This is a genomic window from Streptomyces sp. NBC_01233, assembly GCF_035989305.1.
In the GTDB taxonomy this organism is placed as follows: Bacteria; Actinomycetota; Actinomycetes; order Streptomycetales; family Streptomycetaceae; genus Streptomyces.
On sequence record NZ_CP108514.1, the window covers coordinates 9,726,308 to 9,749,090 of the forward strand.

A 22,783-nucleotide genomic window follows, 5' to 3' on the forward strand; every position below is an offset into this window, starting at 1 on the left:
TCCGAGTTCTTCCCGACTGCATGGGGGATTCTATGCCGAACTGCCCGTATATCTCCGGCATTGAACTCGCCGGGACGTGCCGCCGTGGGCGAGGCCGTCACGCCGCGGTCAGGGCGCACTCGGCCCAGATGACCTTGCCTTCGGTGGTGTACCGGGTACCCCAGGCCTGGGAGAGCTGGGCGACGAGGAACAGGCCGCGGCCGCCCTCGTCGGTGTTGGCGGCGTGGCGCATGCGCGGGGCGGTGCTGCTCGCGTCGTACACCTCGCAGATCAGGGTGCGGTCGTGGATGAGGCGTACCCGGATGGGCGCGGTGCCGTAGCGGACGGCGTTCGTGACCAGCTCGCTGAGCAGCAGTTCCGTGGCGAAGGCGGACTCGTCCAGCCCCCAACGGCCCAACTGGCTCACGGCGGCGGCGCGGACGTCGCCCACCAGGGCCGGGTCGGCGGCCAGGTCCCAGGAGGCGATCCGGTCGGGGGGCACGGCGTTGGTGCGGGCGACGAGGAGGGCGACGTCGTCACCGGGGTGCTCGGGGGCCACGGCGTCGAGGACCGCCTGGCAGGTCTCCTCGGGGGCGCGGTCCGGGTGGGCCAGCGCGCGGGTGAGCTCGCCGAGGGCCACGTCGATGTCGCGATGGCGGTCTTCGATGAGCCCGTCGGTGTAGAGGACCAGCTGGCTGTGTTCGGGGAGCTGCATCTCCACCGACTCGAAGGGGAGTCCGCCGAGGCCGAGCGGGGGTCCGGCGGGCAGGTCGAGGAGCGTCACGGCGCCGTCCGGGTGGACCAGCGCGGGCGGAGGGTGGCCGGCGCGGGCCATGGTGCACCGCCGCGAGGTGGGGTCGTAGATGGCGTACAGGAAGGTGGCGCCGACGATGCCGCTGCCGAGGGCCGGGTTGTCCCCGCCCTCCTCCCGGTCGAGGCGCACCATCAGGTTGTCGAGGTGGGTGAGGAGTTCATCCGGGGCGAGTTCCAGTTCGGCGAAGTTGCGGGCTGCGGTGCGCAGTCGGCCCATGGTGGCGGCGGCGTGCAGTCCGTGGCCGACGACGTCCCCGACGAGGAGGGCGACGCGGGTGCCGGACAGGGGGATGACGTCGAACCAGTCGCCGCCGACTCCGTGCTCGGCGGGCAGGTACCGGTGGGCGACCTCGACGGCGTCCTGGTCGGGGAGGCCGCGCGGGAGCAGGCTGCGCTGGAGGGCCAGGGCCAGGGTGTGTTCGCGGGTGTAGCGGCGGGCGTTGTCGATGCAGAGGGCGGCGCGGGCGGCGAGCTCCTGGGCCAGCCAGCGGTCGTCGTCCCCGTAGGGGGCCGGGTCCTGGGAACGGTAGAAGCTCGCGATGCCCAGGAGGACGCCGCGGGCGAACAGGGGGACGGTGATGAGCGAGTGGATGTTGTGCGCGAGGAGCCGCTCGGCGTGCTCGGGGTCCTGGGCGATCCAGCCGAAGGCGGCCTTGAGGTCGGGTTCCAGCACGGGCTGACCGGTGGCCAGACAGCGCATGTGGGGCGTGGCCGGGTGGAGGGTGACCTGCGCGCCCACCGGGTAGAAGGGGCAGTCCTCGCGGATTCCGTGGACCACCGTACGGTGCATCTCGGTGCCGGGGTGGGCGGACTCCTCGCCGCGCAGGACGGCCTCGGGCATGTCGATGGTGACGAAGTCGGCCAGCCGCGGGACCGCCGTCTCGGCGAGCTCCCAGGCGGTGCGGCCCACGTCCAGGGTGGTGCCGATGCGGTTGCTGGCCTCGGCCAGCAGCTCCAGGCGGCGCCGTGCGGCGACGGCGTACTTGCCCACTTCGGGCTCGCCCACCAGCACCAGCCCCCGGACCATGCCGCCGGAGGAGTCCTCGGTGGCGGGTGCGCCGGACGTGCCGGGTGCGCCGCCGGAAGCGGCGGGTGCGCGGGCGGCCGTCGGAGCCGTACGGGGCGCGGCGCGGGAAAGGGGCCCGGGCGGCGGGCCGGTGGGGGCGGGAGCGTGCCGCTCGTCCTCGTCGGGGAGCAGCGCCTCGATCACGATGCCCTCCACACCCGAGGGGCTCGTCACGGGACGGCTCACGAGGGTGACCCACCGGTCGCGGGACAGGGACACCTCGGCGGCCGCCCACTGGGCCGAGGACATCAGCTCCGTGGCCTTCTCCTTGAGCGTCATCTGATCGCTCTGCTCCAGCTCGCTCTGGAGCAGCTCGGCCATGGCGAGCCCGTGCCCGTTCCCGGAGTACTCGTCCGTCCCGGTCCGGCTCGCGGCGTCGAGATAGGCCTGAAGCAGGCCGCGCTCGCGCGCCGAACTCTGCTCCATCAGCCGCCTTTCGATGGCCTCGGCCGCCTTGCGCACCACGGGGACCAGGGCCGGGTCCGTGTCGGTGTAGGGATAGCCGAGGCACAGGACGCCCTCGATGTGGCCGCTGAGCTGGTCGCGCAGGGGGATCGCCGTACAGGCGCTCGACTGGGACCGCTCGGCGAAGTGCTCGGCGCCGAAGACCTGGCAGAGCTGCCGTTCCGCGAGGGTGAGGCCGATGCCGTTCGTCCCGGCGAACTGCTCGGCGAAGACGAAGCCCGGGACGGTCTGGATCGGGGAGAGGTTCCTGATCATGGACTTCTCGCCGAAACGGCGTTCGAGTACGGTTCCGTACCCGTCGGCGAGGCAGATGTTCATCTGGCTGCCCGCGAAGACCGACTCCAGCCGGTCGAGGACGGGCCGGGCGGCCCGGATGAGCCGGCCGTCCGGGTCGAAGTCCTGCGTGAACGGAAGCTCGGACTGGTCGGGCGAGATGCCCAGCAGCCGGCTGCGCTGCCACGAGTGCAGGATCGGCCCCCTCACTCCCTCCTCGACCGACTCGCCGTGGAGGAATCGGTCACGGGGACGCACGGGCCCGATGTGGTCTCCCACCACCCCCATGTGCACCACTTCCCTCGGCTTTCAGCCCTTGGTTCACGCCGGAATGCCCTGAATCACCAGATTTGAGTATATTCCTCAGATTTTTGAGACGAGCAGGGGAGGCAAGGAAGTGCGGGGAGCGGCCGCAGCGGTGGGCCCGCCCTCACAGGACCGCGACCGGATTGACGGGCGACCCCGTCCCGCCCGGGACGTTCAGCGGCGTCACGACGAGCATGAAGGCGTAACGGCCCGCCTCGGCGCAGGCGGCGGAGAGCGGTTCCAGATCGAGGTTGTCCAGCAGGGGCACTCCCATCGCGGTGACGGCGAGGGTGTGTACGGGGGAGTGCAGCCCCTCGACCGGCGAGGGCCGCACGTCGCTGTCCCCGTCGCCACCGAGCAGGGCGATGCCGCGCTCGGCCAGCAGCGGCAGGGCGTCCACGTGCCAGCCCGCACTCGCCCCGGCGGGGTCCCAGGGGCCGGATTCCCGGCGGCGGCGGAAGGCGCCGGAACGCAGCAGGACCGCGTCCCCGTCCCCGATCGTCACGCCGAGCACCTCCTCGGCGGCGACGAGGTCCCGCGCGTGCACCGCGCGCCCCGGATCGAGCCAGGCGACCCCGAGGACGGCGGGCAGGTCGACGAGCACACCCCTGGTGACCAGCGGGCCGAGCGCCGACACCGCGCCGAAGCGGGCACCGGCCGCATCGACGCACTCGTGCGCCGCCCGTCCGTCGTACAGTTGCCCCCGGTAGGCGACGTGTGACAGCGCGTCGAGGTGGCTGACGCCCTTGCCGTGGTAGTCCACGGCCAGGAAGTCCTTGTAGACGGAGGGCTCCGGGGCCTCCACGTCGCCGAGGTCGGACATGTAGTGCAGGGCCGGCTTCGCGTTGTCCGGACCGGGCCGGGTGTCCCAGGGCCGGGCCATCGGGACGACCGTCCCGGTCCGGACCAGGGCGGTGGCCCGCCGCACGTGGTCCGCCGTCACCCGGTTCCAGGCGCCGCGGTCGGCGGCGGCCCACCGGCCCCAGGTGCGGACCCGGTCGAAGAGCGCGTCGAACTCCTGGCGGGAGACGGCGGGCCCGCTGCCGGGAGCGGCGGCCGGCGGGGGGCCGGGGGCGTCAGCGGGTTCGTGGCCGGCGTCAGCGGGTTCGTGGCTCATGTGCGCATCAGCGCTCCAGGCTCCATAGGGGTCTCGCGGTTCTCGCGGTTCTCTCCCCAGGATTCCCTGCCGTGCCCCGTACGCGAGCCGGCGCGCGGCCGCCCCCGTCCTGTCGCTGTCAGGCCGCCGCCAGGGCGGCGGGGCCGCCCGTCAGGGCGACGTCGAGGCCGTCCGGCTGGACGCGTACGGAGGTGGCCTTGAGGCCGAGCGGGTACTCCTTCGGCGCACCCGGCTCCGCTCCGAAGGCGCCGTCGCCCATGCCGAGCCGGCTGGTGGGGACGGAGCGGCCGAACACGGTGAGCCCGTCGACGGCGAGGGTGACCTTGCCGTCCGCGAGTACGGGACGCAGCGTCAGCTGTCCGGCGCCGCCGGGGCCCACGGCGGCCAGGATGGTGCCCCGCGCCGGATCCGTGGTGACCGCGGACACCGGTACGGCGGGCACGGCGGTCCGGATCGCGCTGGCGAGGGACTGCGTGGAGGCGGTCACCTGGGCGTGCGCACCGCCGACGGCGGCCCCGTCGCCGAGCCGGACATCGTCGAGCCGCGCGCGGACACGGACCTGCGGGAGGCGCCCGACCCGGGCGTCGTCGCTGCTGATGTCGAGCCGGGGGATGCTGCCGTGTGCCAGGTCCCACAGGGCCCAGTCGTCGGCCACGCCGACCCTCACGTCCTCCCCGAGACCGGGTGCCGCCTTCGTGACGTGGTTCCGGATCACGGTGCGGGCGGTGAACTCGGCCGCGCCCGTGGCGATGACGGCCGACAGGACCACGGCGGTCGTGACGGTGAGGACGAGGTGGCGGCGCACGGCTGCGCGGACGTTCGTCAGGCGCTGCTTCATCGCCGTTCTCCTTGAGCGGCCGAGGCAGGGGCAGAGGCCGCGGCCGGCGGCGTGGGTATGGGGGCGGATACGGGCGACGGGTCGGGCGCGGCAGGGGGTCCTTCCGGGTCGAGATGCGGAAGGAGCCGGTCCAGCCAGGAGGGGAGCCACCAGTTGGCCCGCCCGAAGAGGTACATGGACGCGGGCACCAGGAGCAGGCGGACCACCGTGGCATCGATGATCACGCTGACGCCCAGTCCGAGGGCGAGCATCTTGACGGCGACGTTCGTGGAGAGCAGGAACGCCAGGAAGACACTGGTCATGATCAGGGCCGCACAGGTGATGACGCGGGCCGTGGCGGCGAGGCCGGTGGCGACGGCCAGGTGGTTGTCCTCCCGGTGCAGCCACGCCTCGCGGATCCGGGAGAGCAGGAAGACCTCGTAGTCCATGGAGAGCCCGAACACGATCGCGAACATCATCATCGGCACGTAGGACTCGACGGGCACCTTCTCGGTGACGCCGAACAGCTCGCCGCCCCAGCCCCACTGGAACACCGCGACGACCACCCCGTACGCGGCGGCGATCGAGAACAGGTTGAGCACGGCGGCCTTGAGCGCGATCAGCGGACTGCGGAAGACGGTGAGCAGCAGCAGGAACGCCGCGGTGACCACCACACCGATGATCAGCGGCAGTTTGGCGGCGAGGGTGTCGGTGAAGGTCTGGGTGGCGGCGGCCGTGCCGGTGACGTAGCCCGTGGCGCCGGTGCCCGACAGCGCCTGCGGCACCGTTTCGTCCTGCAGGGTGTGGATCAGGTCGGCGGTGGCGCCGTCCTGCGGGCCGGTGGCGGGGGTGACCGTGGTGATGAGCAGGATGTGGTCGGGGCTGGGCACCGGCGTCGTCACGGAGGCGACGCCCGGTACGGCGGCCAGTTCGCGCTGCAGCGAGGCGGCGAGGTCCTGGCGCCGGGCCTCGTCGGCGACCTGCCGGCTGTCGAGGTGGGCCACGACCGTGAGCGGGCCGTTCGCGCCCGGGCCGAAGCCCTCGGTGATCAGGTCGTAGGCCCGGCGGTCGGTCCTGCTGGTGGACTGTGCTCCGGCGTCGACGTGCCCGAGCCGCATGGAGGCGACCGGGACGGCCAGGATGCCGAGCACGAGCAGGCCGCCGACCAGGAACAGCCAGGGGCGCCTGCTGACCCGGACGGCCCAGCGGTGCCAGACGTCGCCCTCACCGGTGGGTTCGGCGACCGGCGTGCGCACGTGGAGCCGGTCGATGCGGTTGCCGAGCAGCCCCAGCAGGGCGGGAGTCAGCGTCACGGTCGCGGCGGCGGCCACGACGACACTGATACCGGCCGCGACGCCGAGGGTGCCGATGAAGCCCACACCGGAGACGCAGAGCCCGCCCAGCGCCATGGCGACCGTGGCGGCGGCCACCAGCACGGCCCGCCCGCTGGTGGCGACCGTGCGCCCGACCGCCTCGGCGGGCTCCGTGCCCGCCTGCAGCAGGGCCCGGAAGCGGGTGGTCAGGAACAGTGCGTAGTCGATGCCGACACCCAGACCGATCATCGCGGCCAGGGTCGGGGACGCCTGGGCGAAGTCGAAGGGCCCGGCGAGCAGTCCGAGACCGGCCAGGCTGACGGCCAGGCCGAGCACGGCCGTCAGCAGCGGCAGGCCGGTGGCGGCGACGCTGCCGAAGCCGATCAGCAGCACGAGCACGGCGACGGCCAGGCCGATGGCCTCCGAGGTCTGGTCGGCGGACTTGGGCGTGGCCAGCTGCCCGAGCGGAGCCCCGTACTCGACGGTGACGTCGTCGGAGCGCAGCGGCCCGACGGCGCTGTCGACCCCGGCGAGGTAGGAGGGGTCGAAGGTCGCCGGGTTGCCGTTGAAGCGGACGGTGATCTGGGCGATCCCGCCGTTCGCGGAGACCGCCCCGGGCGTGGTGAGCGGGTCGGCCACCGACACCACGTCCGGCAGCCGGCGCAGGCCGTCCACGGACGATTCGATCGCGGCCCGGTGACCGGTGACCGAACCCTGGTCGGAGGTGATCACGATGGGTGCGGCCGTGCCGCCGGAGCCGCTGGTGTGGGCGGCCAGCAGGTCGGCGCCGGTCTGCGTAGGGGTACCCGGCAGGGAGAAGCTGTCCGCGAAGGTGCCGCCCCACGCGTGGTTGGCCAGCCCGAGACCGGCGAGCAGCACCACCCACAGCGCGACGACCCGCCAGGCGTGCCGGGCACACCAGCATCCGATCCTGTGGAGGAGCCCCGGCCCCTCGGCCGATGAAGTGTTCATGGGGCCTCATGGTGCGCGGCGCGTGTAAGGGGGCCGTGGGCACATTGTTCGGGGAATGTACGGGCGCCTCCGCCCGCCCCGCGCACCCCCGCGGGCCCGCCGGGACGAGGGGCCGCGCCGCTCACGCGGTCTCGGGGCCCGGCGGAAGGGTGACGGTGAAGCAGGCGCCGCCCTCCGGTCCGTGCCCGTCGACGCGGATGGCGCCGCCGAGGCGGCCGGTCAGCCGGTGGGCGATGGCCAGCCCCAGGCCGGAGCCGACCGGGCGGGTGCCCCGGTAGCGCTCGTGGAGGGCGCCGTGGTCGAAGGCGATGCGCACGTCGTCCTCGGTGAGGCCCGGTCCGCCGTCGCGGACCTGCAGTTCGGCCCCGCCGTCCGGGGCCGCCCGGACCGCGAGGACCAGGGGCGCGCCCTCGGGCGTGACCCGCAGGGCGTTCTGGACCAGCCCGTCGATCAGCTGCCGGACCCGGAACGCGTCCGTCTCGACGACGACGGGCCGCCCGGGCCGCTCCAGCCGGAGCCCGACACCGTGGCGGGCGCAGGGGCCGGTCCAGAAGGCGGCGGCCTCGGCGACGACCGCGCCCAGGTCGGCGGGGGCCATGTCGAGACGGAAGTCGTCCGCCTCCAGCCGGGCCAGGTCCAGCAGGTCCCCCAGGAACCGGTCCAGGCGCCGGGTCTCGTCGGCCAGGACGCCGCCGACCTCGGGCACCCGCCCCGGCTCGATCAGGCCGTCGGCGAGCGCCTCGGCGTAGCCCTGCAGCGCGGTCAGCGGGGTGCGCAGGTCGTGGGAGACGGAGAGCAGGAACTCCCGCTGCCGGTTCTCGCTGTGTGCCAGGGCCTCGTCCAGGACGTTGAGGGCCCGCCCGATGTCCGCGGTCTCCCGGGGGCCGTCGACGGGGGCCGGGACGCCGCGTTCGCCGTCGGCGAGCCGGTGTGCGATCTGCGCGGCCCGTACGAGGGGACGGGCGATGCGCCGGGCCAGGAGCGCCCCGGCCAGGGCCGCGCCGAGCATCCCGACGATCAGCGGCACGATCACGTTGCGGCGGATCTGGTTGGTGTTCTCGCTGACGACCGCGTAGGGCTCGGTCAGCACGACCGCGCCGCCCCGCACACCGGGCCGCCCCACCAGCAGCACCTCCTCGCCGCCGAGAATGCCCGTGGTGGAGACCGGCTTCCCTGCCAGCAGCGCCGATTTCGACGCCCGGTCGACGGCCGGGGTGGCGGTTCCGCTCACCGTCCCGTCCGGGGCGATGACGGCGAGCTGCACGCCGTTCGGCCCCGCCAGGGCCTGGGCGCCGGTGAAGAGCGCCTCGGACAGGGCCGGCAGGCGGCTGAGCACCGTCGCCTGACGCGTCAGCTGGTCGCGTTCGCGCTGCTCCGCGCCGTGCGCGGCGGTCTGCCAGGCGATCAGTCCGGTGAGCGCCACGGCGAGCGCCGCCACCACGGTGCTCAGCACCACGATGTTGCGTGCGAGGGAGCCGCGGGTACCGGTACCCGTACGGGCGCCGGAGCGGGGGCGGTTCACGCGCGGGGGGCGATCGCGCTGTACCCGACGCCCCGGACCGTACGGATCGGGCTCGCGTCGCCGAGTTTGGCGCGCAGCTGGGAGACGAAGACGTCGACCATCCGGGTGTCGCGGTAGCCCGGGTAGCCCCACACCTGGGCGAGCAGCTGCTCACGGGTGAAGACCTGCCCCACGTGCCGGAGCAGGTGCGCGAGCAGGTTGAACTCGGTGGCGGTGAGCTCGACCGGCTCGCCGTCGCGGCGCACGGTCCGGCTGACCGGGTCCACGCTGAGCCCGCCGAGGCTTTCGGCCGGCTGCGCGGGCGGCCCCGCCGCCCGGCGCAGAACCGTCTTGACCCGCGCGACCAGCTCGCGCGGCGAGAACGGCTTGGTCAGGTAGTCGTCCGCGCCCAGCTCCAGACCGAGGATCCGGTCGGCCTCCTCACCGCGGGCGGTGACCAGCAGCACCGGCGTCCAGTCGCCCGCGTCCCGAAGGGCACGGCAGAAGGCGATGCCGTCCATGCCCGGCAGGCCGATGTCCAGCACGATGGCCACCGGGTGCATCCGCCGCGCGGCCGCGAGCCCGGCGCTCCCGTCGGCCTCCACGTGGACACCGAAGCCCTCGCGCGACAGGTAAAGCCTCTGCACATCGGAGATGTGCCGCTCGTCCTCGACGATCAGCACGAGGCCCTTGGAATCCGAACCCGTCATCACTGCCTCTCACGTGCGGAAACACCGTCGATGCTAACCCCGTCGACCCGGCGTTCCGGCGGGCGCGCCGCCACCCGTACATTCCCCGAACAATCCGCCGGCCCGGCGTCGTCAGACCTCCGGGAACACCGGGGAGATCCCGAGCGCGGGCGCGATGGCCCGCCAGACCGTCGACTGGGCCGTGGCGAGGTCGACCCGGGGGTCGTCCAGCATCAGGCGGATGCCGAGGCCGTCGCACAGGGCCAGCACCAGCGTGCCGATCGCGGCGACGTCGCACGCGGTGAACTCGCCGGACGAGATGCCCCGTTCCACGGTCCCGGCGACCCACGCGTGCAGCTGGTCGTACAGGTCGACGGCGAGGGCGCGGGCCGTGCCGTCGCGCAGCGCGCGCACCCACAGCTCCTGCCAGAGCTTCCAGTCCTGGCGGAGCTCCTCGTCCGTGGCAGCATGCTGCGCACGATGCGGGCCAGGACGACCGCGGCCGGGTCCGTACCCGTGCCGCTCCTGGTCCCCCGCCGGATCCACGACGCCTTCCTCGCGGCCTTCGCCGCCGAAGCGGCAAAGCTCCGTACCGGCATCGACTACGGGCCGCTCGACAACGCGGCCCAGCTCACCTCGGTGCAGGCCCTGCTGGACCGCCTGCCGGCGCACGCCGGGATCGTCACCGGTGGGGGCCGGCTGCCCCGCCCGGGCTACTTCCACGAACCCACCGTGGTCGCCGGGGTCCGCCAGGACGACGAGATCGTGCAGGAGGAGACCTTCGGCCCGGTGGTGACCGTCCAGCCCTTCGCCGACGAGGCCGAGGACCTGCACCTGGCCAACGACGTCCGCTTCGGCCTGGCCGCGAGCGTGTGGACCACCGACCACGACCGGGCGATGCGCGCCACCCGTGCCCTCCACACCGGAATCGTCTGGTTGAACACCCACGGCACCACCGCCTCCGAGATGCCCCACGGCGGAGTCAAGCACTCCGGCTACGGCAGCGACCTCTCCCTCTCCGGCCTCCTGGACTACACCCAGGCCAAGCACGTCATGCTCTGACCTCGGGGGTGCCATGCCCCTGACCCTCCGACGTGCCCGTGCACGGCCCGCGGGGCACCCTGGAGGCATGGCCCGAGCCAACGATCAGGTCGAGGCCCTGCTCCAGGAGTACGCGGACCTCATCGCGATCCGGGGCGGGGAGGCCTTCAAGGCGCGCGCGTACGAGAAGGCCGCCCGGGCCGTCGGCGGCCACCCGGAGGACGTGTCCACGCTCGACGCCAAGGGCCTGCGTGAGATCCCCAACGTCGGCAGGTCGGTCGCCGACAAGATCCTCGAATACCTGCGGACCGGCCGCATGACCGTGGTCGACGAGGCCAGGGCGAATGTGCCGCCCGGAGTGCGCGAGCTGATCGCGATTCCGGGGCTCGGGCCCCGCAAGGCCATGGTGCTCTACGAGGAACTGGGCCTCAGCTCCGTCGACCAGCTGCTCGAGGCCGTCGAGCAGGAACGGCTGCGCGACCTGAAGGGCTTCGGCGAGCGGACCGAGGACAACATCCTGCACGGCATCGCGGTGCTGCAGAAAGCAGGCGAGGGCCGGATCCTCGTCAGCGCGGCCATGGAAGTCGCCGAGCAGCTCGTCGCCGAACTCTCGGAGATCCGCGGCTGCGTCCGGTGCACGTACGCGGGGTCCCTGCGCCGGATGAGGGAGACCATCGGCGACGTCGACATCCTGGTCGCGGCCCGCCGGCCGGCCCCGTTCATGGACGCGCTCACCGCCCTCCCGCAGACGGCCGAGGTCATCGCGCACGGGCAGAAGAAGACCTCCGTACGGACCGCCACCGGCCTCCAGGTCGATCTGCGGGTCCTGCCCCCCGCCTCCTGGGGCGCGGGGCTGCAGTACTTCACCGGATCCAAGGCGCACAACATCCGCACCCGCGAACTCGCGGTGCGCCAGGGCCTCAAGCTCTCCGAGTACGGGCTCTTCGACGCCGAGAGCGGCGAGAACCTCACCTCCGAGACCGAGGAGGCGGTCTACGCCAGGCTGGGACTGCCCTGGATCCCCCCGACGCTGCGCGAGGACCGCGGCGAGATCGCGGCCGGGCTGCGCGGCGAACTCCCCGACCTCCTCAAGGAGAAGGACGTCCGCGGCGATCTGCACACCCACACCGACCTCACCGACGGGCTGGCCCCGCTGGAGGACATGATCGCCGCCGCTGCCGCCCGCGGATACGCGTACTACGCGGTGACCGACCACGCACCGAACCTCTCCATGCAGCGCATGACCAGCGAGAAGATCCTCGCCCAGCGCGAGCGGATACGGGCCCTGGACGGCGCGCACCACCGGATGCGGCTGCTGCACGGCACGGAGCTCAACATCGGCCCGGACGGCACCCTGGACTGGCCCGACGAGTTCCTCGCGGACTTCGACATCTGCGTGGCCTCCGTCCACTCCCACTTCAACCAGAGCAGGCAGGAACTCACCCGCCGCCTCATCCGCGCCTGCGAGAACCCGAACGTCGCCGTCATCGGCCACCCCACGACCCGCCGGATCGGCAAACGCCCGCGCATCGACGCCGACTTCGACGCCGTCTTCGAGGCGTGCGCACGGACGGGCACCGCGCTGGAGATCAACGCGCATCCGGAACGGCTCGACCTGTGCGACGAGGACATCCTGCGCGCAAAGAGGTACGGAGTGAAGTTCGCCGTGAACTCCGACGCCCACGCCACCACGCATCTGCCGTACATGCGCTACGGGGTGGCGACCGCGCAGCGCGGCTGGCTGACCGCTGACGACGTCATCAACGCGTGGCCCCTGACGCGGCTGCGGCGGTTCCTGGGCAGGAAGGGCACCTGAGGCAAGCCAGTCCGCTTGATCGTTTCGACTGCCCTGGCCGACGGTCAGCGCGCGAGGACGGCCAGGGCGGGGAAGTGCTGTTCGGCGTCGTCGTACGTCGTGAGCCGCCATCCCGTGGCGTCGAGCACCGGCCGGAGGTTGGGCTCGGCGAGCGGTCCTCGGGACTGGGGGGCCGCCCGTGGCGGGCGGCCCGCTCGGCCCGGCCCGCCGGATGGAGGAGGAGGGTGCCGCCCGGTGCGGTGACGCGCGCCCATTCGCGCAGGGCGGTGCGCGGGCGGGGAAGGTGGTCGAGGAGCCCCGCCGCGAACATGCCGGGCACCGACGCAGGGCGCAGCGGCAGCCTGGCGCAGTCGGCGAGGAGGAGCCCGCCGGTCGTGGCGCGGCCGATGCGGGCGGCCGCCGTGAGCATCGCGTGGGTGACGTCGAGCCCGAGCACCGTGCCCTCGGCGCCCACGTGCGCGCGCCGGGCCGGCATGGCCCGTCCGGTACCGCACCCGGGGTCGACCGCGGTCTGCCCGCGCCGCAGGCCCATGCGGGCGACGGCGGCCTCGTAGGCGGGGGTCTGGTAGGCGAAGCGCTCCTCCCACGCGTCCGCGCGCCGGGTGAAGAACGCACGGGTGGCGGTGTGCTCGGCGCCGCCGGCCACCAGCTCGGCGAACCGGGCCGGCAGCGGCCCCCACCAGCGCTCCAGGGCCGAGCGCGCCGGCCCGTCCACCGCCTCGACCGCCTCCGCCTCCTCGGACTCGGACTCGGCCTCGAGGGGGAAGTGCCAGCCCGCGCCGTCCACGCCCTTGAGGATGAGGACACGGGCGTCCGGGTCCCCGGACGCGTCCACCGTGGACAGGGTCATGGCGTGCGGGTCGGGAACCCTGCGGCCACCGCCTCGGCGAGCCAGCCCAGGAACAGCGCGACCGGTTCGGCCGGCGCCTGCTCGGGCCCGAAGCGGGGCAGGGGGCGTGCGAACACCTCGATGCCCCTGAGCCGCTGGCGGACACCAACGTCGCCGCCTCTGAAACCAGCCACCCCGACACGCCTCACTCGGTCCGGCAACCCCTCCGGTAGCCCCTCACACGCCATCCTGCATCTGCCATGAGATGAATGGCAATTGCCTGGCAATTGCTTAACCGATCGGCCAAGAAGTCGGACAGATGCGCGTCGAGCCTTGGAGGGAGGTACCACGGCGGCGCGGCGCGGCGGGGAAGCGGTGCGAGCCACCCGCGGGCCGCGACGGTCACATGACGCGGGAAGCAATGGCCCGCGCGCAGTCCAGGGACTCCGTGTGCGTGGTGTCGACCTCCAGGTCGTAGACCACGCCGAGGTGGGCGAGCTCCGCCTGTGAGGCGGCCGTTCCCCGGGCCCGGTCCCCGCGGGCGATCTCGCGGCCTGCGGCGACCTTGCTCTCGCACTTCACGCCCACCCACAACACGTCCAGACCGTCGAGGGCCTTCCGCCACCGCTCCTGGGAGGACGCTCCGCCGAGGAAGACGTCGTCGACGACGATCCGGGCGCCCGCACGGGCCATCGCGGCGACTCCCGCCATCCATGCCGCTTCCAGCCGCCGGAACTCCGATCCGATCTTCACACCGCCGTCCGCGGCGAATTCGATCCCCGCGACCGAGGTCTGCAGGGAGGCGGGCATCGCCTCGATCAGCGAGTCGACGGCGGCGGCGAGCCAGGGATCCGGCAGGACCGCCTGCAGGCATCGGACGATCCCGGACTTGCCCGAGCTGGACCCGCCGTTCAACACGATCACTTGAGTCGTCATCAGGTCACGGTAGGGCGACCGCCGCGGCGCCCGAAGCGATTTTCGCCCGGGACGGGATGCGAGGGTGTTCGGCGACGGGGGTCGGGGGCGCCCGGCCGGGGTGAGCGAGGCCGTCCGTGATCAGGGTGGGCAGGTGGTCGCGGCGGGCGGGGGATCTGCCGGCAGGTGCGGTCCAACGGGGAACAACTGGCCGAGCCGGCCCGGCTGGCGGACGCCGGCCGGCTTCGGATCGGCATCGGCAGCGTCTTTTTCCTGAGCGAAGCAGCCCGGGCACACGACCGTGCCGGGCGGGGGCACCTGCAGGGCAAGACCGTCCTGCAGGTGGGAGCTCCGTGGGCGTCCCGCAGCCCCGTCACCTCTGCGCGGCCCCCGCAACCGCTCCGCGCCGGCGCCGGCGGTCAGCCGCGCACGTGCAGCCCGAATCCCGTGCGGCCCGCGGGCTCCAGTCCCTCCTTCAGGTGCAGCGAGGGGATCTCGTAGTCACCGAAGTTCTGCCGCCGGAACGCGATCGGTTCGGTCGACTCCAGGGTCAGCAGGCGCTGCTGCCAGGCCTTGGCGACGTCCGTGTACTCCTCGCGGCTCATCCGGTCGGTGCCGTACAGCACGAACGGCGGCAGCGCCTCGATGCCCGGGTAGTAGAGGATGCCGTGGTGGATCGGGAACAGCAGGTCCTCGATGGGGCCGTTGATCCCGCGGGCGGCGTAGTGCGACTCAGGGCCGCCGACGGTCACCGACAGCAGAGCCCTCCTGCCCGCGAGGGTGCCTTCGCCGAAGCGCTCGCCGTACTTGGTGTCGCTGTGCTCGCCGACGCCGTACGCGAAGCGGTAGGTGAACACCCGGTCCACCCAGCCCTTGAGGATCGCCGGCATCGTGTACCACCACAGCGGGAACTGGAAGATGATCGTGTCGGCCCACAGCAGCTTCTCCTGCTCGGCGAGGACGTCCGGGGTGAGCGTCCCGGCCTCGAAGGCCCGGCCCGAGTCCAGGGCGACCTTCAGCGGACTCGAGGCCTCGGGGCCGTAGTCCGCGGCGTCCACGACCGCCTTCCAGTTCATCGCGTACAGATCACTCACCCGTACCTCGTGCCCGGCGGCCTCCAAGGTGGACACCGCGAGGTCCTTCAGCGAGCTGTTGAGCGACTTCGGCTCCGGGTGGGCGTAGACGATCAGCGTCTTCACGGGAACTCCTTCGGATCGGATGCCTTCGATCCTGGACGCCGCGGCGCCCGGCGTTCAGGGGCGCCCCTTCCATCGGACGGGACTTCCTGGTATTGGCAGGGCCACCCTTCACGGGCACCACCGAGGACATACTGGGGACATGGACGATCTTGCGGGCTTCCTGCGGACCCGGCGTTCCCGGGTCGACCCGGCCGCCGTCGGCATCCCCACCGGCAGCCGCCGCCGGGTCGAAGGGCTGCGCCGCGAAGAGGTCGCGCACCTGTCCGGAGTCAGCGTCGACTACTACGTACGCCTGGAGCAGGGCCGTGCGACCCAGCCCTCCGAGCAGGTCCTCGACGCGCTCGCCCGCGTCCTCGGCCTCGACGAGACCGAACGCGGGCACCTCTACCGGCTCGCCCGGCAGCGGCGCCGCCTCGCGAAGGAGCCGGGCAGGGGGGTCCCCCCCCGGCCGGAGGCCGGGGGAGGGTCCGGCCGGAACTGCTGCGCGTCCTCGACCTCGTGGTCGACGCACCGGCGCTGATCATGGACCACCGTCTGGACGTGCTCGCCGGGAACCGGCTCGCCGGGCTCCTCTACGGCCGGCCCGTGCCGGGCCTGAACACCGCCCGGCACATCTTCCTCGAGGAGGCCGAGCGCGGCCTGTACGCGGACTGGGAGACATGCACCCTCGACGTGGTCGGGCACCTGCGCCTGGCCGCCGGCAAGTACCCCGAGGACCCTCGCCTGGCCTCGCTCATCGGCGAACTGGCGATGGGCAGCGAGCGCTTCCGCCGCCTCTGGGCCCGCGCGGACGTGCGCGCCCGCACCCATGGACGCAAGGCGTACCGGCACCCCCTGGTCGGACTGCTGGAACTGCACCAGGAGAACTTCGCCCTACCGGACGAACCGAGCAGGGAGCTGCTGGTGCTGTCCGCGGCTCCCGGCAGCCCCGCCGAGGACGGGCTGCGCCTGCTCGCGGGCCTGGGCGCGGACAGCGGTGACGTGCATGCGCATCCCGCGGTGAACGCTCAGGTCCGCGAGTAACCCCACGACGCAGGCCCCATTCCTTTGCTGGCCGGAAATCCTCCCACCGGCCTGCAATTTGCGCTCTTTACCCGGACAAGGGCGGGCCGGTAGCGTCCGGAGACCGCAAGGTCACACCATGGTGCCGGGGGGAGCGGAACTGGTGTCGGACGCATTGGACCTCCATGTCCTCGGACGGCTCGACGGACAATTGGCGGGGCGGCAGGTCGATTTCGGATCGCCGAAACAGCAGTTGGTCCTCGTGGTCCTCCTGCGGCACGCCGGGCAGGCCGTCAGCGTGGACCGACTCGCCGACGCCCTGTGGGGAGACGCACCGCCCGCCTCCGCGACCGCGAACATCCACCTCCACGTCCACCGGATCCGCAGAGCGCTGGGACCGGGCCGGCTGCAGACCGCGCGGCGGCGCGGATACGTACTGGAGGTGGCGCCGGAGGAGGTCGACGCATGGCGCTTCCTGGCCCGCATGCCCGATATCCGCCGCGCCCTGGAGCGGGGCGACCTCGCCAGGGCCTCACGGCTCAACCGTGAGGCCCTCGCCGAGTGGCGCGGCCCGGCGTACGCAGACTTCGCCGACCATCCGGCCCTGCGCGACGCGGCCGCCTACCTCGCCGAACTGCGACTGGAGGCCATCGAGCAGCAGATCAACATCGATCTGGCCCTGCACGACCACGCCCACCTCATCGGCAGGCTGCGCCTGCTGCTCGCCGAGCATCCGTACCGCGAACGCTTCCACGAACAGCTGATCGTGGCCCTGTACCGCACGGGGCGGGGTCATGTCCCCCTTCGTGGTGTAGCCGATCACTCGGTGGGCGCGTTGGTGGCGTTGGGTGGTGCGGGGGCGCTTTTAGGGAGCTCGGTGGGGTAGATCTCGTCCATGCTTCCCTCGGGCAGGTAGCGGCGGGGGAAGGCGATCCATTCGTCGTGCAGTTCGAAGAGCACGGCTGTGACCAGTCGCAGGAGGGCGTCGTCGTTGGGGAAGACCTGGACGACGTCGGTGCGGCGCTTGATCTCGCGGTTGATCCGTTCGAGCGGGTTGGTGGACTGGATCTTCTTCCAGTGCCGTTCCGGGAAGGCCGCGAAGGCGGTCAGGTCGTCCTTGGCGTCCAGGAGCATCTGTTTGACCTTGGGGAACTGCTTGCCGAGCATCTCGGCGACGGTGTCGAGCTGGGCGCGGACCGCGTCCTGGGTGGGCTGGGCGAAGACTGTGCGGATGGTTGCGGCGACCATCTCGGTCGCCTCCTTCGGAATCACCGCGAAGACATTTCGCAGGAAATGAACACGGCATCTCTGCCACGCGGCGCCGAGCATGACCTTGCGGATCGCCTTGACCAGGCCGGAATGGCTGTCGGACAGGACCAGGCGGACCCCGGTCAGGCCGCGTTCGCGCAGGGAGCGCAGGAACTCGGCCCAGAACGCCTCGGTCTCGCTGTCGCCGACCATGACGCCCAGGACCTCGCGGCCGCCGTCCTCGGTGATCCCGGTGGCGACGACCACGGCGCGAGAGACGATCTGGTGGTTCACGCGTGCCTTGCAGTAGGTGGCGTCCAGGTACATGTAGGGGAAGCGGGTGTGGTCCAGCGGCCGGGTGCGGAAGGCGGTCAGCGGCTCGTCCAGGTCCGCGCAGATCCGGGAGACCTCGCTCTTGGAGATCCCGGTGTCCGCGCCCAGGGCCTTGACCAAGTCGTCCACCGACCGGGTGGACACGCCATGGACGTAGGCCTCCACGATGACCGCGTACAGGGCCTGGTCGATCCGGCGCCGGCGCTCCAGCAGGCTGGGGAAGAAGCTTCCGGCGCGCAGTTTGGGGATGGCCAGCTCCAGGTCGCCGGCCTGGGTGGTGAGCGTCTTCTCGCGGTGCCCGTTGCGCAAGGCGGTACGGGCCTCGGTGTGCTCGTTCCAGCCGGCACCGATGTGGGCAGCGGCCTCGGCCTCGATCAGCTCCTGCAGCATCCGCTCGGCGATGCCGCGGACGAGTTCGAGTCCGTCTGCCGAGCGTAGTGACTCCAGCAGGCGTAATAGGTCAGACTGGGACAGGGCCACCTCGCACCTCCGTTGTTGAACTGGCCGTTCAATACGGAGAGTTGCATGGTGGCCCACCTCATGCGCAGAGAGCGCGAGCCCTCCGCGGGTGTGCGCCCGGCGAGCAAGCCCGCGCACACCTCACCCTTGATCGGCTACACCACGTGGCGGGACGCCATCCGGGGCGGGCGGCGGAGGCGCTGGAACAGTGCCGGGACACCCGGCGGCTCTTCGCGCAGGACCTCGGACTGGACCCGGGCGCGCGGCTGCGGGAACTGGAGAAGCGCATGCGCGACGGGGACGAGGACCCGGACCGGTAGGCGCGGCCGCGCCGTTCCGGCCGCGGCCGCCCGTCAGGGGAACACCACTGCGGACAGTTCCGGATAGAGCCTGCCGGCGCTCGCGTGCACGCACGTGCGCAGCTCGTCCTCGCCGGGCACCGCGCGCAGCAGATCCTCTGGATTCCTCTCCTTGCCGGAAATCTCGATTCCCTTTTCGGCCAGGCAGCCGCGAACGGCCGTCATCAGGTCAGGAGCCATGAGGGACGCATTGTCCTGCGTATACGCGTCCGCCACGGCGTCCAAATGAGCGGCGCGGCATTTCTTGGTGACTTTACCGACCTCGTTCGCCGACTTTGCGGGTGCGCTGTACCGGAGCATCATCTTCTCGTGGTCCACCGGATCCCAGCCCTCGTTGAGGAGCTCGATCCCCTCGGCTGCCAGACACTCGGCGAACCGGCCCACGGCGGCCTCGTACACCGCGTCCGTGACCTTGCCCGTCGGCCGCGCCTCGCCGCCGGCCGGTGCGGACCGGTCGGCGCCGCCCGGCTGCGACGAGCATCCGGCCAGTCCGCCCAGCAGCAGCGCGACGAGGACGAGCCTCCGCGCCCACCTCGGTCCCATCGGTGCGCCGCGTCAGTGGGACCGGACCCAGGACTCGCCGGCCTGCGTCTTGTGCCAAGCCTCGGTGATTCCGTTCCAGTTGGCGGTGATGCTCACACTGCCGGACTCGTGGAGCTCGGACCACCTCCCGTTGGAGAGCTTCACGAGCAGCCAGGCGTGACCGGCGCAGTCGCCCGAGTCCTTCTTGGTCCACGCGTACTCGTGGCCGGCCGAGAGGCCTCCCGTGTACACGCACCCGCTGCGCTTCTTGTAGAAGTAGCCGCTGTGCGCGACGGCGGGCTGCACGGCCAGCGAGACGGCCGCGCCGGCGAAGGCGAGGACGGCGGTGGCGTTCCGGAGGGTGCGACTCATTGATTTCATGACGAGGCCTTTCGCCGGCTCGAAGGAAGCGGCCACCCGGCGACGCGCCGGCCGGCCCGATGCGTGCAGCCTCTCCGGCGTCCCTATATCCCCCCTACACGCCGGGATATGGACGGGCCCGTGAGGGCCTTCAGGGCATGGGCGCGGTCACTCCCGCCGAGTACCCGGAACCCTGGTCTTCCGAGAACTGCTGCAGCCGGGGGAGGCGCCGGCCGGCACGGTTGCGGCGATCGAACCGTTCGGGGTGGTCGTCACCGAGACCGACCGGGTACGACGCAGGGTCTCCCTGTCCCGGCGACAGGTGCCCGCCGGCCTCCGGTGACGGGTCAGGCGCCCTCGGGTCCCGCGCCGTTCAGGAGCCGGGTGCGGCGTGGGCCGTCGGGCCGGTGGGGGATCGGGTCGCCGAGGTGCTGGAAGTGGACGGCCGCGGGCCGCCCGGCCGCGTACGCGTCGAGGCCGGCCCGGCAGTACGCGATGATCGGCTCGGGCAGGTCGTCGAGCCGGTACCAGCCCATCGCGTCGCACACCTCCGGCTCCCGCACCGCCGGCGCGCCCGCCCAGCGCCGGACCTCGAAGAACAGGCCGAGCCGGGCGTGGCCCCGGGGGCCGCGGTGATGCACGGTCACCGCCGACGCCACGTCCGCCAGGGCGATGAGGACGCCCGTCTCCTCCCGGGCTTCCCGGACCACGGCCTCGACCACGTCCTCGTGCGGGCCGTCGAGGTGCCCGGAGGGCAGGTGCCACATCCCTGCCGCGTAGACCCGGCCGGCCCGCCGGGACAGCAGGACCTCCGGCCCCCGCTCGCCGTCGCGGCGCAGGATCAGGTGCACGTCGACCGGGAGGGTGTACCGGCCCGCTGCTCCCGGGTGCCCGGCGGCGGTCACAGCCAGCCCATCTCGGTGTAGAGCCGGCCCGCCCGGATGCCCTCGATCGCGGCCCGGGCGTACGGCACGATCGGCTCCGGCAGTGCATCGGCCGGCCACCAGTCCCAGCTCACGCACTTGTCCGGCTCGCGGACCTCCGCCGTCCCCTCCCACCGGTGCGCGCGGAAGACGAGTTGCAGGCGCGGCCGCGAGCCCGGGGGGTCGACCACGTGCACGACGTGGGTGAGCTCGACGTCCTCGGCCCGCAGCAACAGGCCGGCTTCCTCCCGTGCTTCGCGGACCAGGCAGGCGATGGCGGACTCCTGCTCGCAGTGACCGGCGAGGAAGTGGTGGTTCGAGGCGCCGAACGCCGAGTCGGGGTGGCGCAGTCCGAGCAGGACGCGGCCGTCGCGCTCCAGGTAGAGGTGGGCCCCGACGATGTTGAGGAGGGCCCGGCCGCCCGGTTCCCCGGCGGGCATCGCGGCCGCCGTACGCGGGCCCGGTTCCGCCCCGTCCAGCTGCGCCCGGTGCCGGTCGATGACCTGCTGCGTCCACGGGCACATCGTCAGGTACGCCGTCGTACGGGCATCGAACCAGCGCAGCATGATCCCCTCGCTGAGCGGAAGGGCGTCGGCATCGCCGTCCCAGGCGCCGAGATAGACCTGGATCCGGCCCGTGGTGCCGTCGGGGCCGTGGACGTCGACGACCGTGAACGGTTCCAGCGGGACCGTCAGCCCGGTCTCCTCCTTCAGCTCCCGCGCGATCGCCTCCCGCAAGGTCTCGTCCCCCTCGCGGCCGCCGCCCGGGATGCTCCACGTCCCCGGGTCGCAGATGTGGGGTTTGTTCGCATCGCGCAGGTGGAGCAGGTACTGGCCGCGCGAGTTGACCAGCAGGGCGGCCGTACCGCTTGGTTCGGCGGAAGGGGTGGACGACATGGCGGTCTCCTTCTTGTGCCTCGAATCCGGGCCCGTCACGGGCGACATCCTGCCCCGCTGTCCGACGACGAATGCGCGGCGATCGGGTACGGCGGTTCTCGGTGATCGTTGTGAACGTATAGAGCTATTCGATTGATGGATCTTGACGCTCTGAATCTGGATTCATAGAGTCGGCGCGGCCTCACTCAGCCGCAAGGAGCCCCAGATGCCTGTTCGCCGACCGCGGACCCTGCTCGCCATGGCCCCCGAGCTCCGTTCCCGCCTGCTGGACGGCGCGACCGCCCGCCGGCTCCGGGAAGCGGCCGAACTCGACCCGGAGTTCGTCGTCGAGGACTTCGGCGGACCCGAGGCCGCGCAGGCACTCGCGGAGGCGGAGGTCCTGCTCACCTTCTGGGGCGCCCCCACGGTCGACGCCCGGGCGCTGGCGGCAGCGCCCCGCCTCAAGGCCGTCGTACACGCGGCCGGCTCCGTCAAACACCTGGTCACCGACGCCTGCTGGGACCGGGGCATCGTCGTCTCCTCCGCCGCGCTGGCCAACTCCCTGCCCGTGGCCGAGTACACGGTGGCCATGGTCCTCCTCTCCAACAAACGCGTGATGCAACTGCGCGAGGAGTACCGCCGCGTCCGCGGCAGCCACCACGACTGGCACCTGCGGTACGCCCACGTGGGCAACTACCGCCGTACCGTGGGCATCGTCGGCGCCTCCCGGATCGGCCGCCGGGTGATCGAGCTCCTGCGTCCGTACGATCTCGAACTCCTTGTCCACGACCCCTGTCTGAAGAAGGATCAGGCAAGGCGCCTCGGCGCCCGCGTCGTCGGGCTCGACGAGCTCTGCCGGGTCTCGGACGTGGTCAGCCTGCACGCGCCGGAGCTGCCGGAGACGCGCTCGATGATCGACCGCCGACGGCTGGCGCTGATGCGCGACGGCGCCACCCTCATCAACACGGCCCGCGGTTCCCTGGTCGACGGGGCCGCGGTCACCGACGAGTTGGTCTCCGGCCGACTGCACGGGGTCATCGACGTCACCGAGCCGGAGGTCCTTCCGGCCGACTCCCCGCTGTACGACCTGCCGAACGTGCTCCTGACCCCGCACATCGCGGGCTCCCTCGGCAACGAACTGCACAGGATGGCCGATTCCGCCGTCGGCGAGATCGCCCGCTACGCCGCCGGGCTGCCGTTCGCGCACCCGGTGCACCGCGCGGACCTCCACCGGACCGCCTGACGGGGCGCCGGGCGCCGCCGAATTGATCGTATTGATCAGTTGGTCAGGCGCTCTTGACGCTGTTCCTGTTCTCCTTCACCGCGAGCTGGAACAACTTCTACGGCGCCCTCGTCATGCTGAACGACAAGGACCTGTACCCCGTCAGCCTCGGCCTCCACATGTGGAACATCTCGACGACGGAGAGCCCGGAGATGTACTCGCTGGCCATCACCGGCTCGCTCGTGGCCGTGGTCCCGCTGCTGATCGCCTTCCTCTGCCTCCAGCGCTTCTGGCGCTCCGGACTGACGACCGGCGCGGTGAAGTGGCCGATGCCCGCGCCCCGCCCCGCACGTCCCGACCACCTGCACC

Annotated in this window: 22 protein-coding genes and 2 pseudogenes; 8 read left to right on the forward strand and 16 right to left on the reverse strand. The window is 72.4% G+C overall.

Going from position 1 to position 22,783, the window contains the following annotated elements:
* Window positions 1-97: 97 nt before the first annotated feature.
* From OG332_RS44665 to OG332_RS44695, 7 genes are all read right to left on the reverse strand, one after another.
* Entirely contained in the window at window positions 98-2,884 is a 2,787-nt protein-coding gene (locus OG332_RS44665; RefSeq protein ID WP_327418810.1) for a SpoIIE family protein phosphatase, read from the reverse strand.
* A gap of 142 nt (window positions 2,885-3,026) precedes the next feature.
* Complete coding sequence (locus OG332_RS44670; RefSeq protein WP_327418811.1) at window positions 3,027-4,019, reverse strand: cyclase family protein; 993 nt, start codon at window positions 4,017-4,019, stop codon at window positions 3,027-3,029.
* 118 nt (window positions 4,020-4,137) lie between these two features.
* Window positions 4,138-4,857 (reverse strand): LmeA family phospholipid-binding protein, encoded by a 720-nt coding sequence (locus OG332_RS44675; protein WP_327418812.1) that lies wholly within the window; start codon window positions 4,855-4,857, stop codon window positions 4,138-4,140.
* Window positions 4,854-7,121, reverse strand: a complete 2,268-nt coding sequence (locus OG332_RS44680; RefSeq protein ID WP_327418813.1) for an MMPL family transporter — start codon at window positions 7,119-7,121, stop codon at window positions 4,854-4,856. Before OG332_RS44680 ends, OG332_RS44675 begins: the two co-directional genes overlap by 4 nt.
* Before the next feature lie 121 nt (window positions 7,122-7,242).
* Complete coding sequence (locus tag OG332_RS44685; protein WP_327418814.1) at window positions 7,243-8,643, reverse strand: HAMP domain-containing sensor histidine kinase; 1,401 nt, start codon at window positions 8,641-8,643, stop codon at window positions 7,243-7,245.
* Complete coding sequence (locus OG332_RS44690) at window positions 8,640-9,332, reverse strand: response regulator transcription factor (RefSeq protein ID WP_327418815.1); 693 nt, start codon at window positions 9,330-9,332, stop codon at window positions 8,640-8,642. Before OG332_RS44690 ends, OG332_RS44685 begins: the two co-directional genes overlap by 4 nt.
* 111 nt (window positions 9,333-9,443) lie before the next feature.
* Window positions 9,444-9,725 (reverse strand): TetR family transcriptional regulator C-terminal domain-containing protein, encoded by a 282-nt coding sequence (locus tag OG332_RS44695; protein ID WP_327418816.1) that lies wholly within the window; start codon window positions 9,723-9,725, stop codon window positions 9,444-9,446.
* A 54-nt stretch (window positions 9,726-9,779) separates the two neighbouring features.
* Here OG332_RS44695 and OG332_RS44700 point away from each other — a divergent pair, with 54 nt between their 5' ends.
* Together OG332_RS44700 and polX are read left to right on the forward strand one after the other, a co-directional pair.
* Entirely contained in the window at window positions 9,780-10,373 is a 594-nt protein-coding gene (locus OG332_RS44700; protein WP_327418817.1) for an aldehyde dehydrogenase family protein, read from the forward strand.
* A 67-nt stretch (window positions 10,374-10,440) separates the two neighbouring features.
* Entirely contained in the window at window positions 10,441-12,168 is a 1,728-nt protein-coding gene (gene polX / locus OG332_RS44705) for a DNA polymerase/3'-5' exonuclease PolX (protein WP_327418818.1), read from the forward strand.
* Here polX and OG332_RS44710 read toward each other — a convergent pair.
* The 3 genes from OG332_RS44710 to cpt all read right to left on the reverse strand — a co-directional run bounded on the left by OG332_RS44710 (window position 12,113) and on the right by cpt (window position 13,933).
* A complete protein-coding gene (locus tag OG332_RS44710) occupies window positions 12,113-13,018 on the reverse strand; it encodes a class I SAM-dependent methyltransferase (RefSeq protein WP_327418819.1) in 906 nt (301 codons plus the stop codon). The two genes, polX and OG332_RS44710, sit on opposite strands and share 56 nt — an antisense overlap.
* The gene (locus OG332_RS44715) at window positions 13,015-13,191 is read right to left on the reverse strand and encodes a hypothetical protein (protein WP_327418820.1); all 177 of its coding nucleotides are present in this window, start codon (window positions 13,189-13,191) and stop codon (window positions 13,015-13,017) included. The genes OG332_RS44710 and OG332_RS44715 overlap by 4 nt, the downstream gene beginning before the upstream one ends.
* A 208-nt stretch (window positions 13,192-13,399) precedes the next feature.
* A complete protein-coding gene (cpt, locus tag OG332_RS44720; protein WP_327418821.1) occupies window positions 13,400-13,933 on the reverse strand; it encodes a chloramphenicol phosphotransferase CPT in 534 nt (177 codons plus the stop codon).
* Window positions 13,934-14,098: 165 nt separating this feature from the next.
* On the opposite strand from cpt, the gene OG332_RS44725 reads away from it, so the two are divergent.
* Window positions 14,099-14,413 carry a zinc-binding dehydrogenase gene (locus OG332_RS44725; RefSeq protein ID WP_327418822.1) on the forward strand — a complete coding sequence of 105 codons (315 nt, stop codon included), beginning with the start codon at window positions 14,099-14,101 and terminating at the stop codon, window positions 14,411-14,413.
* Here OG332_RS44725 and OG332_RS44730 read toward each other — a convergent pair.
* Window positions 14,332-15,111, reverse strand: a complete 780-nt coding sequence (locus tag OG332_RS44730; RefSeq protein ID WP_327418823.1) for an NAD(P)H-dependent oxidoreductase — start codon at window positions 15,109-15,111, stop codon at window positions 14,332-14,334. The two genes, OG332_RS44725 and OG332_RS44730, sit on opposite strands and share 82 nt — an antisense overlap.
* A gap of 139 nt (window positions 15,112-15,250) precedes the next feature.
* Here OG332_RS44730 and OG332_RS44735 point away from each other — a divergent pair.
* Both OG332_RS44735 and OG332_RS44740 read left to right on the forward strand, forming a co-directional pair.
* Window positions 15,251-16,134 (forward strand): annotated as a pseudogene (locus OG332_RS44735) (helix-turn-helix transcriptional regulator).
* A gap of 142 nt (window positions 16,135-16,276) precedes the next feature.
* Window positions 16,277-16,999: an AfsR/SARP family transcriptional regulator gene (locus OG332_RS44740; protein ID WP_327418824.1), complete on the forward strand. Its 723-nt coding sequence runs from the start codon at window positions 16,277-16,279 to the stop codon at window positions 16,997-16,999.
* Here OG332_RS44740 and OG332_RS44745 read toward each other — a convergent pair.
* A complete protein-coding gene (locus tag OG332_RS44745) occupies window positions 16,933-18,174 on the reverse strand; it encodes an IS256 family transposase (protein ID WP_327418825.1) in 1,242 nt (413 codons plus the stop codon). The genes OG332_RS44740 and OG332_RS44745 overlap by 67 nt on opposite strands.
* A 143-nt stretch (window positions 18,175-18,317) precedes the next feature.
* Here OG332_RS44745 and OG332_RS44750 point away from each other — a divergent pair, with 143 nt between their 5' ends.
* Window positions 18,318-18,473, forward strand: a complete 156-nt coding sequence (locus OG332_RS44750) for a BTAD domain-containing putative transcriptional regulator (protein WP_327418826.1) — start codon at window positions 18,318-18,320, stop codon at window positions 18,471-18,473.
* 33 nt (window positions 18,474-18,506) lie between these two features.
* Here OG332_RS44750 and OG332_RS44755 read toward each other — a convergent pair whose 3' ends face one another.
* From OG332_RS44755 to OG332_RS44770, 4 genes are all read right to left on the reverse strand, one after another.
* Window positions 18,507-19,055 carry a hypothetical protein gene (locus tag OG332_RS44755; protein WP_327418827.1) on the reverse strand — a complete coding sequence of 183 codons (549 nt, stop codon included), beginning with the start codon at window positions 19,053-19,055 and terminating at the stop codon, window positions 18,507-18,509.
* 12 nt (window positions 19,056-19,067) lie between these two features.
* Window positions 19,068-19,406 (reverse strand): hypothetical protein, encoded by a 339-nt coding sequence (locus tag OG332_RS44760; RefSeq protein ID WP_327418828.1) that lies wholly within the window; start codon window positions 19,404-19,406, stop codon window positions 19,068-19,070.
* Between the two features lie 335 nt (window positions 19,407-19,741).
* Complete coding sequence (locus tag OG332_RS44765; RefSeq protein WP_327418829.1) at window positions 19,742-20,299, reverse strand: NUDIX hydrolase; 558 nt, start codon at window positions 20,297-20,299, stop codon at window positions 19,742-19,744.
* Window positions 20,296-21,213, reverse strand: coding sequence for an NUDIX hydrolase (locus OG332_RS44770; protein WP_327418830.1), 918 nt, complete (start codon window positions 21,211-21,213; stop codon window positions 20,296-20,298). Before OG332_RS44770 ends, OG332_RS44765 begins: the two co-directional genes overlap by 4 nt.
* Window positions 21,214-21,418: 205 nt before the next feature.
* Here OG332_RS44770 and OG332_RS44775 point away from each other — a divergent pair, with 205 nt between their 5' ends.
* Both OG332_RS44775 and OG332_RS44780 read left to right on the forward strand, forming a co-directional pair.
* Entirely contained in the window at window positions 21,419-22,435 is a 1,017-nt protein-coding gene (locus tag OG332_RS44775) for a hydroxyacid dehydrogenase (RefSeq protein WP_327418831.1), read from the forward strand.
* 53 nt (window positions 22,436-22,488) lie between these two features.
* Window positions 22,489-22,737, forward strand: a pseudogene (locus OG332_RS44780) (carbohydrate ABC transporter permease); the annotation flags it as partial.
* Window positions 22,738-22,783: the final 46 nt, after the last annotated feature.

Coding starts and splice junctions, on each gene's coding strand:
- OG332_RS44670 (WP_327418811.1), bottom strand. CDS start 4,019: ATGAGCCACGAACCCGCTGACGCCGGCCACGAACCCGCTGACGCCCCC.
- OG332_RS44700 (WP_327418817.1), top strand. CDS start 9,780: ATGCTGCGCACGATGCGGGCCAGGACGACCGCGGCCGGGTCCGTACCC.
- OG332_RS44680 (WP_327418813.1), bottom strand. CDS start 7,121: ATGAACACTTCATCGGCCGAGGGGCCGGGGCTCCTCCACAGGATCGGA.
- OG332_RS44675 (WP_327418812.1), bottom strand. CDS start 4,857: ATGAAGCAGCGCCTGACGAACGTCCGCGCAGCCGTGCGCCGCCACCTC.
- OG332_RS44775 (WP_327418831.1), top strand. CDS start 21,419: ATGCCTGTTCGCCGACCGCGGACCCTGCTCGCCATGGCCCCCGAGCTC.
- OG332_RS44665 (WP_327418810.1), bottom strand. CDS start 2,884: ATGGGGGTGGTGGGAGACCACATCGGGCCCGTGCGTCCCCGTGACCGA.
- polX (WP_327418818.1), top strand. CDS start 10,441: ATGGCCCGAGCCAACGATCAGGTCGAGGCCCTGCTCCAGGAGTACGCG.
- OG332_RS44770 (WP_327418830.1), bottom strand. CDS start 21,213: ATGTCGTCCACCCCTTCCGCCGAACCAAGCGGTACGGCCGCCCTGCTG.
- cpt (WP_327418821.1), bottom strand. CDS start 13,933: ATGACGACTCAAGTGATCGTGTTGAACGGCGGGTCCAGCTCGGGCAAG.
- OG332_RS44760 (WP_327418828.1), bottom strand. CDS start 19,406: ATGAGTCGCACCCTCCGGAACGCCACCGCCGTCCTCGCCTTCGCCGGC.
- OG332_RS44690 (WP_327418815.1), bottom strand. CDS start 9,332: ATGACGGGTTCGGATTCCAAGGGCCTCGTGCTGATCGTCGAGGACGAG.
- OG332_RS44710 (WP_327418819.1), bottom strand. CDS start 13,018: ATGACCCTGTCCACGGTGGACGCGTCCGGGGACCCGGACGCCCGTGTC.
- OG332_RS44755 (WP_327418827.1), bottom strand. CDS start 19,055: ATGGGACCGAGGTGGGCGCGGAGGCTCGTCCTCGTCGCGCTGCTGCTG.